We start from the raw sequence: 11057 nt of genomic DNA, 5'->3' as shown, positions 1-11057 counted from the left end.
GATTTGAACCGACGACCTTCGGGTTATGAGCCCGACGAGCTACCAGGCTGCTCCATCCCGCGCCTGTAATTTCTTTGAAATAGTTTCGTGTTAATAACGAGCCTGTTTCGAAGAGAGCGCTATAATATAGGAATAAACTTATATTGCAAGGCTTTAACTAGTTAATTGTGTTCAACCGAACAAAAAGCAACCAACAAGCACTATAAATAGCTATCTCTGATGTGGGCTTATCATTTTTTGAAACTCCCAATCTGGGTGTCCCATTACAATAAAGTCAGGATTTTCAGTACTCTCACGCTGGTTATAAGTAAGCGGATTAAATTCTGCATCGGTTATACACCCGCCCGCTTCTTCTACAATAACTTGTGACGCGCCGGTATCCCACTCGCCTGTAGGGCCAATTCGTAAAAAGCAGTCGGCTTTACCCTCGGCAACTATACATGCTTTTAGCGAGCACGAGCCTACTGCAATAGTGGCAAACTGCGTATTTAAATACTGACTGACCGCTTCAATTTTTTGTCTACGGCTTACTGCCAACGTTAGGTTATCGGGTGTTGCTACCGACATTTTTGTGTCGCTACCATTTTCTCGTTTAAATGCACCCTGATTAGCAGTAGCAAAGTAAGTGATCCCTTTTGCCGGCCAATGAATCACACCTAAAACGGGGTGGTTATTTTCAATAAGTGCAATATTAACGGCAAAGTCACCACTTTCTAAAATAAACTCGCCAGTGCCATCCATCGGATCTAATAACCAATAGCGTTGCCAGTTCTTTCTTTGGGCAAGTGCCGGAATAGGCGTTTCTTCCGACATGATAGGGATGTCGGGCGCAAGCGCTTTTAAACCAGCAACAAGCACATCGTTAGACGCTAAGTCTGCTTTTGTAACAGGCGTAGAGTCTGATTTTTCTTGCTGGCCAATATCGTCTTTTTTATAAATAGCCATAATGGCATCACCTGCACTTTGTGCAAGTTCAATACACGGCTCTAGTAATTTATTCATTTGCAGCTCCAGACGCTAAATACTTATTTAATAATAGCAAAGCGGCAACACTGCGAGCTTCGGTAAAATCGTCTTGCTCTAATAATGACTGCCAATCTGTTAATGGCCACTTAACAACCACTAAAGGTTCGGGCTCATCACCTTCTAACGTTTGCGGATATAGTTGCTTAGCAAATAAAATATGCATGGTCGCGTTAAAGTAACTTGGCGCCATTGATACTACTTTTAGCGGCTCAAAGAATTCAGCACCAAAACCCACTTCTTCTTTAAGCTCTCTGTTTGCAGCTTGCTGTGGTGTTTCGCCAGGGTCTATCAAGCCTTTAGGAAAGCCTAATTGGTAGTCGTTTGTGCCCGCGCAATATTCACGTACCAGTAGCATTTCGTTATCTGCAGTTATTGGTACAATCATTACAGCCCCGCGGCCACCGCCACGTATGCGCTCATACTGGCGCTCTTCGTCATTAGAAAACTTAAGCTCTAACGATTCAACAGTAAATAAACGGCTTTTAGCAACTACATTGTTACTAATAATTTGAGGCGGAGTTGGGTGCTTTTTCTGTGTCATTGGCGTTATTTTGCTATCATGGCAGTTGTGCTTAATCATAAACTTTTCACAAGGAAAAGCCCATGCTAAATTGGTCAAAAATCGATACCGTTTTACTCGATATGGACGGAACATTACTCGATTTACATTTCGATAGTCACTTTTGGCTTAACGTTGTACCAGAGCAACTTGCGCTCACTCGCAATATTACCCTTGATGAAGCAAAAGCCGATATGCACAAACGCTATCAGGCGGTAAGTGGTCAAATACAGTGGTATTGCTTAGATTATTGGCAAGAGCAACTCAATTTACCGATAATGGAATTAAAACGCCAAACCCAGCACTTAATAAAAGTACGCGAAGATGTGCCCCACTTTTTAACTGAGCTAAAAAAAGCAGGTAAAGAGCTAATTCTTTTAACTAACGCCCACCCTGAAAACGTCATGCTTAAATTTGAACATACCGCGATAGATAATTATTTAGATGGCGTGGTGTCTACTCATCAATACGGAGTGAGTAAAGAGCAGCAAAGTTTATGGCATCAAGTACAAAAAGACTTAGGGTTTAATAAGCAGCGCACTTTGTTTGTTGATGATAGTGTGCCAGTTTTAAATGCTGCCCGAGAATACGGCATTGAACATTTACTTGCGGTGGCCAACCCAGATAGCCAGCAACCACATAATGTAATAGCCGATTACTTAAACGTAACCGACTACAGAAACATAATCTAGCAGCTAGATTATTGTTGCGGGTAACGCGCCACTAGGCCTTGATATACTAACTTTGCAAAGTCGGCATGTTCGGTATCAAGGCTTTTAACGACTTCGACTAAATGCTCGTTATCTTCTTGGCCATTCCATACTTTGATGTAGCTGCCATCTTTGTAGCCATGATCTTGGCGGAAAAAGTTTAACGTGTTTTTACCTACGTAACCGCGGTATAAATCGTCAATATCCATCCCTATTTGCGCCATACACCCTGCAAACGCGGCCGCGTTAAAGGTTTTATTTGCAACTGCTGAAGCTGCTAATATTTCAAGAGTTTGTTTAAAGTCATCTGCGGCCTGTGGTGCGCTAAGTTCTTGTTCTAGCTGCTTAGCTAACTCTTCGTAAGAGGTTGTTCCGTCAATTCTTAACGACAAACCAAAATGAAATATATCAACCAATTCTAGAATGACTTGCTCGGTGTCTGGGGTTTGTTTTTTCCACCACTTCCAACCGTAATGATCTAGCATTTCTGCACACTCTACCCAAATGGCTCTGTACCACTCAAAGCCTTGGCTAAACCATTGATCATGAACTTTAGTGTTCATGGCATTTTGCATTTCTAGCATTACTACTAGCTTATTTAAGTTGGCTGACATATCGTTTCCACTTGAGCTTTTAAATTACGCTTATGATACAGGCAAATAATAAAAAGTGCATTTTTGATCTATTATAAACAGCACATAAAAACAGGGCAGGAAATAATGATGAGTAAAGTGTTACTGCACACCTTGGCGACTATTGTAATGGCTGCTTTTTTAGTAACGAATGCGCAAGCAAGTACAGAAGGAATTGCTGCAGCCCCCGAGCAAGTATCACCATTATTACCGGGCTTAAGCGTGCCTAATATAACGCTCAAAGATCAACATGGTAATAATGTAGAGTTACAAAAGCGCTTTGCTGAAAAAACAACGGTGCTTATTATTTACCGCGGAGGTTGGTGTCCTTATTGCTCAAAGCAACTGGCTAATATACAAGAAATTGAGCAGCAACTCGCTAATTTAAACGCGCAAATTATTGCAGTATCGCCAGATAGCCCGGAAAAACTAGCCCAAAGTAAAATAAGCTCGCCAAATTATTTACTGCTTTCAGATGATAGCCTAACCCTAGCAAAAGCCTTAGGTTTAGCTTATTTTTTAGATGATAAAACAGCCGCTATCTATCGCAATAAGCGCGGTGTTAACTTTGTTGATGCCCAAGGCAAGGTAAACGTCGCTTTACCTGTACCGGCTGTATTTGTAATTGATAAAAGTGGCGTTGTGTATTTTCAGTACGCAAACCCTAATTACAAAGTACGTTTAACAGAGGAGCTATTATTAGCTGGCGTTAAATCAATAGAAAATCAATAATTTGTAGATATATACCAATCGACTTAAATATTTAACCATTCTAGGGTGCTAAATAGAGCGCTATAAATGCCTAATAACTTAACACAATTGATATTACAAAAAAGGCCAACTAGGTTGGCCTTTTAAACATTTAACGCGAGCCAGTAAACTCAGCCCACGACTCTATTAAATCTATAAAATCTTCAAAGCCACAACCACTCACTAGGCCATTTTCTTCAAGCATTAAGTCATCATCTTGATAGGCGACTAAATCTTCGCTGTCTTGGTGTAGAGCATGGGCTTCAAATAAGGCTTCGTCTTTAGAGAGTATTAAGTCTATCTCTTGGCCTTTTAACGTTATTGGCTCGTAACTTGTTTTTACCGAGCTAATAAGTGCTTGTACCATCGCGACTTTTTCTTTGCCAATTTCTTCGTTTAACCAGCGGCCAATTAGGGCATGCTCGCTGCTTATTTTAATGCGCAGCCCACTAATAGGGTCACGTATAAATTGATATTCCATAATTTTTACTTTTAAAACGCTAATGCACTAATTATACCCATAAATAGCCTTAAACACCGACCCTAAAACGCAAAATAGCGCCAATGGGCGCTATTTAAATAGGCGACATAAAAGCTAACTTCGCGATCTAAAACGTGCAGCATCTATAATCGACCATAAATAAATAATAGGCACGAGTACAAAGCCTACTAATACATAAATAAGTGCGTAACTAATTATAATAGCTAGCGCAAAAAAGATAGCGGCTAAAATTCGCCCTTGTACCAATTGCCCTAAACCAGGAAAAAATATATTACACAACGCTGCAATAACATTACCGCCAGAACCTTGATCAGCCATACTCACCTCTGTAGTTAATTAATTTTAAGTTTTAGTTATTTACTTACTATCACACTTTATGCCAATTTATTAAAGCTTAAAAATCAAATAGTTAAATTACTACTAAATAACTGCTTTAGTATTTTTTACTAAATATAGGTCAATTTGATTATTTTTATTATTAATTATCGTTACTTAAGAGTACAAAAAAGCGACTAAGGGATTAGTTTTACAAGTATTTTTAGAATAGCTGTTCATAAAAACAGTATTTTATTTAGCCTAACAAAAACACCTGTTATACTGCCCTCATTATTGATTGAAAAGGCGTAACGATGGACGTTTCTGAATTACTCGATGGCTTAAATGACAAACAACGCGATGCCGTTGCAGCCCCACTACAAAACATGCTGGTATTAGCAGGTGCTGGTTCGGGTAAAACACGTGTTTTAGTTCATCGTATCGCGTGGTTAATGCAGGTTGAGCAAGCATCAGCCTATAGTATTTTTGCGGTTACCTTTACTAATAAAGCCGCTAAAGAAATGCGCACCCGTGTTGAAGAAACCCTAAAAGCCCCTGTCGGTGGCATGTGGATTGGTACATTCCATGGTTTATCACACCGTATTTTGCGCGCTCATCACCGTGAAGCAAACCTGCCAGAAGCCTTTCAAATTTTAGACTCTGACGATCAACTTAGAATGATCAAGCGCTTATTAAAATCAATGAATATTGATGATAAAAAGTGGCCCGCCAAACAATTTGGCTGGTACATCAGCGCTAAAAAAGATGAAGCCCTGCGCCCTAAAGATATTCAAGCCTACGATATAAACGAGCAAATGATGCTACGTGTATATGCCGCCTATCAAGAGGCGTGTGACCGTGCAGGTTTAGTCGATTTTGCAGAAATACTGCTACGTAGCTACGAAGTACTTAAAAATAATCCTACGCTACTTCGCCATTACCAGCAGCGCTTTGCCCACATGCTGGTAGACGAGTTCCAAGATACCAATACCATTCAATACGCATGGCTAAAGCTACTTGCTGGTGATACACAAAGCATTATGATTGTAGGCGACGATGACCAGAGTATTTACGGTTGGCGTGGCGCTAAAATAGAAAACATTAAACGCTTTCTAACTGATTTTGACGCCGAAACTATTCGCCTTGAGCAAAACTACCGCTCAACCGCGACCATTCTAAAAGCATCTAATGCGCTAATTAAAAATAATTCAGAGCGCATGGGTAAAAGCCTTTGGACCGATGGTAACGAAGGCGAGCCTATATCAATTTATGCCGCCTTTAACGAGCTAGACGAAGCCCGCTTTGTAAGCAGCAAGCTACGCAGCTGGTTAAATGCTGGTAATGCGCTGCAAGACGCCGCTATTTTATACCGTAGTAACGCACAATCTCGTGTACTCGAAGAAGCCATGCTTCAAGAAGGCTTAAAGTACCGTATTTACGGTGGTATGCGATTCTTCGAACGTCAAGAAATTAAAGATGCGCTATCGTACTTACGATTAGTAGGAAACCGCCAAGACGACGCCGCATTTGAGCGTGTAATTAACACCCCTGCGCGCGGTATTGGCGATAAAACACTTAGCCATATACGCGACTGTGCGCGTGCTGAGTCTCTGCCTCTTTGGTACGCCGCTAAAGCAATTGTTGAACAACAACATTTATCGGGTCGTGCGGCAAGCGCTGTTACAAAATTTGTAGAGTTGGTAGAGCACATAGAAGATAAAATTAGCGACCTTACACTGCAAGAGCAAGCCAAATACGCTATTCAAACCTCTGGCCTTATGGCTATGTATCAAGCTGAAAAAGGCGAAAAAGGCCGAGCTCGCGTAGAAAACTTAGAAGAGCTTATCAGTGCCTGCGATCAGTATGAACTCCCCGAAGAAGAAGAGTTTAGCTCACCACTACAAGGCTTTTTAGCTTATACATCGCTTGAATCTGGTGAAGGCCAAGCCGATGAACACGAAGACGCTGTGCAAATGATGACTCTTCACTCTGCTAAGGGCTTAGAGTTTCCGCTTGTGTTTATGGTGGGCGTTGAAGAAGGCATGTTCCCATCGCAGCAAAGTAATGAAGAGTCAGGGCGCTTAGAAGAAGAACGCCGCCTTTGTTACGTGGGCATGACCCGTGCCATGGACAAACTTTACATAAGCCATGCCGAAAGCCGTCGTTTATACGGCCAAGAAAAGTACCATAGCCCATCGCGATTTTTACGTGAAATACCCGAAGATTGCGTAGAAGAAATTCGTATTAAAACACAGGTATCACGACCGCCTGCTGCAGGGCGTTTTAGCGCATCAGTAAGCCATGCTGTATTTGAAGAAAGTGGTTTTAACTTAGGCCAACGTGTACTGCACGCTAAATTTGGTATTGGCACTGTGCTTAATTACGAAGGCAGCGGCGCGCAATCGCGTGTGCAAGTAAACTTTGACGACCTTGGCAGCAAATGGTTAGTAACCGCATATGCACGACTTCAAGCTGTATAAGCGCAGTGTTGAGCAATTAACGCAGCAATTAACTGGCGCAAAGCATCGCCAGTTAGTGCTGATTACAGGCCAGCCTACTTGGTGCTATGAGCTATTAAGCGCGTTAACCCGTTCGGATGATGTAAAGCTACTTTCAAACAGCCTTGCCAATGCAAGTTGGCCTGAGCATACTCATCAACTACTTGGGCAAGAGTTTCCTCATGCCGTTTATGATGGCTTTAGTGGCATTTACCCCGATAAACTCGCTGCATTAGCCGGCACCGTAAAAGCCGGCGGGCTTTTATTTTTATTACTGCCTGATTTACAACATTTAGCCTCATGGCAAGACCCTGCGCTGCAAAGCGTGCAATCTTATGGGTGTAGTAATCAACAAAGCTATTTTAATTTACGTTTTTCTCGCCTTTTACAAACGCTACCTGCCATACACTTTGATGAACACACTGTCTTTAAACAGCCGCCGCTCAAAAGTAATGTAACAAATAAAATTGAGTATCAGGCGCAGCAGCAATGCGTTGAGCAAATAACTAAGGTGGCCACAGGACGTGCGAACAGGCCTTTAATTATTAATGCCGACAGAGGGCGAGGAAAATCAGCCGCGCTAGGTCTTGCAGCCGCAGCATTACATGATAAAAAAGTCATTGTATGCGCAACACAATTTAGAGCCACCCATAGCTGTTTTAAGCATTTAGCTAAAAGCTTACAGGTGGAATACAAGGCTCAGCAAAAACATTTAGCTAATTTACAGTACATGGCGCCCGATGCACTACTTAATCAGTTGCCGCCATGTGATTTATTACTGGTTGATGAAGCCGCCGCAATCCCTGTACCCCTACTATTAGCCATGTTAAAGCACTACCCGCGCATAGTCTTTGCGAGCACCTTAGTAGGCTACGAGGGTAATGGCCGGGGCTATACCATTCGCTTTACGCAACATATTAAAGCAAATTACAAAGCGGCAAAAATTGTAAACTTAGAAGAGCCTTTACGCTTTGCCAAGGGCGACCCTCTTGAGCAACATGTACGCACACTCTTTGCTTTAGATGCACAATATAACGAATACCCACCCGCTTTAAATAACATTGAGCATATTGAGGTCACTCAACAGCAACTCGTTGACAATGAGCCTTTACTGCAACAAATAGTTGCGTTGCTTGCACTTGCCCATTACCAGAGCAGTGTTAACGATTTACGCCAATTACTTGATGCCCCAGCGCAAAGGCTGTTTATTAGTAGATGCGACATGCATGTTGTGGGTGTGTGTTTAATAGCAGTTGAAGGCGGTATGGATGCAGAGCTAGCTGAGCAAGTAATCAGTGGTGAGCGCCGTCCACAAGGGCATTTAATGGCACAATCGCTCGCGCAATTAAGCGCACAGCCAAGCTATTTAACAAAACAAAGCGCACGCGTTATTCGTATAGCTGTTGCACCTAACCTGCACCAACAAGGCGTAGGTAAAGCATTGCTAGCGCATTGCCAGCATCAGCTAACCCCCACCTGTAGTTATATAGGTGCAAGTTTTGGGGCTACAGCAGGGCTTTTACATTTTTGGCAATCTCAGGGCTTTAGTGCTGTAAAGCTAGGTTATCAGCGAGATAAAAGCACGGGTGAGCACTCAGCCCTCGTTATTAAAGCATTAGACACATCCACGCAGGGCTTACATACCTTAGCTCAGCAATTTAAAAGTGATTTGTTTTATAGTTTATTAACGCACTTTAGCCAACTCGACAGTGAGTTAGTCAGTGAGCTAATAAGTAAATTTATCGATGAATCTAGCATGCCCAGCCCACCTATAAACACTGCAATTAGTACAATAAATCGCTTTAATACCGCGCCAAAACTATGGTATTTATTTAACCACTCTCCATCCTACCTAATGGCAACTAAAAGTGAAGATCGCCACTTGCTGATACAAATGGTATTACAAAACCACAGTAATGAGCAGCTAATCAAGCAACATTGCTTAAGTGGAAAAAAAGCCTTAGAGCAACAATTTAAACTCGCAGTTAAGTCACTAATTAAAAAACTACACAACCTTTAAGCTATTTATCTATTTTGTTCTATCCTTAAAGCATTACAAGGCAATTAAAGATAAAGGTATGGAATTCATAAACTTTCAAGTGGGCTGTAAAACCATTTCACTTAAAATTCTCGATATTTTACTCACCGAGCGGTTTGATAATAACCTCACTACATTGCCAAATAACAATAAGAGCTTTATTGGAGTAAAAGACTACATGGAAACACCCACGCCGGTGTTCGACCTAGGTGTTATTTTAAATGGCAGCTCTACAGAGCAAAGTAATAAAAAAGCACTTAATGAGCTAAGAACCTGGCAAGCCTCGCTTAATGATTGGTTTAGCCAATTTGAAAAAAGCATCGCGCAACAGAGCCACGTAATAACAAACGATAAAACTCAGCTGCACAACATCGCCGTATTTTATAAAGAGTTTAAAACTGACAACAGTGGCCTAAAATCTATCATAGAAAAACTTGATGAGCCTTTTCAAGCGCTAGTAACAGCTACAGATCGCGCAGTTAGTGCTCATAACGAGCAAGACTATAAACAAGCCAGTAAATATTTAGCGAGTATAAAGCGCAACAGCTTTATGCAATTACAACGACTGTTTGATGCGGCAAAAGAGCAAATAACACTCGATTATAAACCTATTATTGTTTTTACTACTAAAGATGGGCTCAACCCGCATATCGGATTACTAGTAGATAAAGTAGAGGACAATATAGATTATAAAAAAGAAGACATTAAGCCACTCGATAAATTAACCGAAGTAGGCTTTGATATAGACCCGCAAACCAAAGGCATGATGCGAGGGCTAATAAAGTTAGCCGAAAAACACAGTGTTTTAATAGACCCTAGCGCAATATTTAGACCTGATCATTTAGCACAACAGGAAGACGAAGAAACACAAGCGTATGGTTTATTCTAAAAATAAAAAAGCCGAGAAGGCTCTCGGCTAATTAGCTTATAGCAACACGTTATACAGTAGCTATAATATCTTCAACAGGTAAACGCGCTTTAGGTTTGCCAAAGTTCCAATCTTCTTCTTCAACTGGGTAACCCATTGCAAGTGCCACTTCACAAATATGGCCATCAAGCTCTTCGCTAAACTTCTCACCGATTAACTCTGGGTCAACACCTTCCATAGGCGTAGATGCAATATTTAAACGCGCCAGTGTATGCATAATGTTACCCAGCGCTAGGTAAACTTGTGCTTTAGTCCAGCTACCATTGTAGCCATTTTCATCCGTATTCATTTCAGCAAAAGCGTAGGCACCCATAAAGCTTTCACGCATTTGCGCTGGTAAGTGACCAGAGCTCACTTCAACATCCACGCGTTTAACAAACTTCTCTTTAGTAAACTTAGGATCGTAAGCTAATAAAAGAGTATGCGATGCTTCTTTAGCGTGTAATTGATTAAACTGGTGCTTGTTAGCAAATGTATCGTGCAAACGCTGCTTAGCTGCATCACTTTCTACCAATACAAACTTCCAAGGTTGAGAGTTGATTGAAGAAGCAGACAAGCGAATAGCTTCTTTAATTACGTCAAGATCCGCCGATGAAATACGTTTGCTCGTATCGTATTTTTTAGCCGTGTAACGGTTATGTAAGTCTTTAATAATTTGATGAGACATGCTCTTCTCCCCCTTTAGTAAGGTATGTAAATACAAGATGGGGCAAGTTTATAGGGTTTGCTATCAATTGATAATTAGCAAAATACTTAAAAGACTTTCTAAAAAAATTTGATAATAGTTCAAGCCCATACCCTTTGGGATAACAGTGTTATTGGTGCGGGATCTGTCGTTACGAAACATATAGAGGCGGATACTGTTGTTGCTGGTAATCCAACTCGTGAGATAAGAACACTATATTTACCATACAAAGATGTGCGGCGAGCGTTATCCGCGGGTTTCGTGATACTCAACCCACGCTACGGAGGTGGTGGAGACTGTGCGAATAATATCTGCAATGTATTTTCACTTTTCTGCAGACGTAAAAAAGCCCGGCTCTTTCGAGTCGGGCTTTCTTGTATTTGAAGCCTGGCAATGTCGTAGTGCCCACAGCGG

Annotated in this window: 11 protein-coding genes and 1 pseudogene; 6 read left to right on the top strand and 6 right to left on the bottom strand. The window is 41.4% G+C overall.

All coding sequences use genetic code 11. The features are described 5' to 3' along the window. Positions 1-210: 210 nt before the first annotated feature. Both cysQ and nudE read right to left on the bottom strand, forming a co-directional pair. A complete protein-coding gene (cysQ, locus tag MTN96_RS36270; RefSeq protein ID WP_004588670.1) occupies positions 211-1002 on the bottom strand; it encodes a 3'(2'),5'-bisphosphate nucleotidase CysQ in 792 nt (263 codons plus the stop codon). Then, a complete protein-coding gene (nudE, locus tag MTN96_RS36265) occupies positions 995-1567 on the bottom strand; it encodes an ADP compounds hydrolase NudE (protein ID WP_029772216.1) in 573 nt (190 codons plus the stop codon). The genes cysQ and nudE overlap by 8 nt, the downstream gene beginning before the upstream one ends. A 62-nt stretch (positions 1568-1629) precedes the next feature. On the opposite strand from nudE, the gene yrfG reads away from it, so the two are divergent. Further along, positions 1630-2277 (top strand): GMP/IMP nucleotidase, encoded by a 648-nt coding sequence (gene yrfG / locus MTN96_RS36260; RefSeq protein ID WP_004588668.1) that lies wholly within the window; start codon positions 1630-1632, stop codon positions 2275-2277. 8 nt (positions 2278-2285) lie between these two features. Here yrfG and MTN96_RS36255 read toward each other — a convergent pair whose 3' ends face one another. Beyond that, entirely contained in the window at positions 2286-2909 is a 624-nt protein-coding gene (locus MTN96_RS36255; RefSeq protein ID WP_004588667.1) for a dUTP diphosphatase, read from the bottom strand. 105 nt (positions 2910-3014) lie between these two features. Here MTN96_RS36255 and MTN96_RS36250 point away from each other — a divergent pair, with 105 nt between their 5' ends. Further along, positions 3015-3659 carry a peroxiredoxin-like family protein gene (locus tag MTN96_RS36250; protein WP_248534755.1) on the top strand — a complete coding sequence of 215 codons (645 nt, stop codon included), beginning with the start codon at positions 3015-3017 and terminating at the stop codon, positions 3657-3659. Positions 3660-3789: 130 nt separating this feature from the next. Here MTN96_RS36250 and MTN96_RS36245 read toward each other — a convergent pair whose 3' ends face one another. After that, a complete protein-coding gene (locus MTN96_RS36245; RefSeq protein WP_004588665.1) occupies positions 3790-4158 on the bottom strand; it encodes a YacL family protein in 369 nt (122 codons plus the stop codon). A 114-nt stretch (positions 4159-4272) separates the two neighbouring features. Next, positions 4273-4497, bottom strand: coding sequence for a hypothetical protein (locus MTN96_RS36240; RefSeq protein ID WP_004588664.1), 225 nt, complete (start codon positions 4495-4497; stop codon positions 4273-4275). A gap of 311 nt (positions 4498-4808) precedes the next feature. On the opposite strand from MTN96_RS36240, the gene uvrD reads away from it, so the two are divergent. From uvrD to MTN96_RS36225, 3 genes are read left to right on the top strand one after another with little or no spacing between them, the layout of a single operon-like run. Then, entirely contained in the window at positions 4809-6974 is a 2166-nt protein-coding gene (gene uvrD / locus MTN96_RS36235; RefSeq protein WP_024031969.1) for a DNA helicase II, read from the top strand. Continuing rightward, the gene (locus MTN96_RS36230) at positions 6952-9012 is read left to right on the top strand and encodes a GNAT family N-acetyltransferase (protein ID WP_248534753.1); all 2061 of its coding nucleotides are present in this window, start codon (positions 6952-6954) and stop codon (positions 9010-9012) included. Before uvrD ends, MTN96_RS36230 begins: the two co-directional genes overlap by 23 nt. A gap of 58 nt (positions 9013-9070) precedes the next feature. Then, on the top strand, positions 9071-9919 hold the full coding sequence (locus MTN96_RS36225) for a chemotaxis protein (protein WP_248534751.1): 849 nt from the start codon (positions 9071-9073) through the stop codon (positions 9917-9919). Positions 9920-9968: 49 nt separating this feature from the next. On the opposite strand, the gene MTN96_RS36220 is transcribed toward MTN96_RS36225, so the two are convergent. Beyond that, positions 9969-10625: an NAD(P)H-dependent oxidoreductase gene (locus MTN96_RS36220; RefSeq protein WP_248534748.1), complete on the bottom strand. Its 657-nt coding sequence runs from the start codon at positions 10623-10625 to the stop codon at positions 9969-9971. A gap of 135 nt (positions 10626-10760) precedes the next feature. Here MTN96_RS36220 and MTN96_RS37370 point away from each other — a divergent pair. Beyond that, a pseudogene (locus MTN96_RS37370) lies at positions 10761-10859 on the top strand (sugar O-acetyltransferase); the annotation flags it as partial. Between the last annotated feature and the right edge of the window lie 198 nt (positions 10860-11057).

The organism is Pseudoalteromonas sp. 2CM28B, from assembly GCF_023161935.1.
This window is presented reverse-complemented; position numbering and strand designations above follow the sequence as displayed.

Bases quoted from the DNA above. Each gene is read 5' to 3' on its own strand.
- MTN96_RS36250 (WP_248534755.1), top strand. From the start codon at position 3,015: ATGATGAGTAAAGTGTTACTGCACACCTTGGCGACTATTGTAATGGCT.
- MTN96_RS36225 (WP_248534751.1), top strand. From the start codon at position 9,071: ATGGAATTCATAAACTTTCAAGTGGGCTGTAAAACCATTTCACTTAAA.
- yrfG (WP_004588668.1), top strand. From the start codon at position 1,630: ATGCTAAATTGGTCAAAAATCGATACCGTTTTACTCGATATGGACGGA.
- MTN96_RS36255 (WP_004588667.1), bottom strand. From the start codon at position 2,909: ATGTCAGCCAACTTAAATAAGCTAGTAGTAATGCTAGAAATGCAAAAT.
- MTN96_RS36230 (WP_248534753.1), top strand. From the start codon at position 6,952: ATGCACGACTTCAAGCTGTATAAGCGCAGTGTTGAGCAATTAACGCAG.
- cysQ (WP_004588670.1), bottom strand. From the start codon at position 1,002: ATGAATAAATTACTAGAGCCGTGTATTGAACTTGCACAAAGTGCAGGT.
- MTN96_RS36240 (WP_004588664.1), bottom strand. From the start codon at position 4,497: ATGGCTGATCAAGGTTCTGGCGGTAATGTTATTGCAGCGTTGTGTAAT.
- MTN96_RS36220 (WP_248534748.1), bottom strand. From the start codon at position 10,625: ATGTCTCATCAAATTATTAAAGACTTACATAACCGTTACACGGCTAAA.
- uvrD (WP_024031969.1), top strand. From the start codon at position 4,809: ATGGACGTTTCTGAATTACTCGATGGCTTAAATGACAAACAACGCGAT.
- nudE (WP_029772216.1), bottom strand. From the start codon at position 1,567: ATGACACAGAAAAAGCACCCAACTCCGCCTCAAATTATTAGTAACAAT.
- MTN96_RS36245 (WP_004588665.1), bottom strand. From the start codon at position 4,158: ATGGAATATCAATTTATACGTGACCCTATTAGTGGGCTGCGCATTAAA.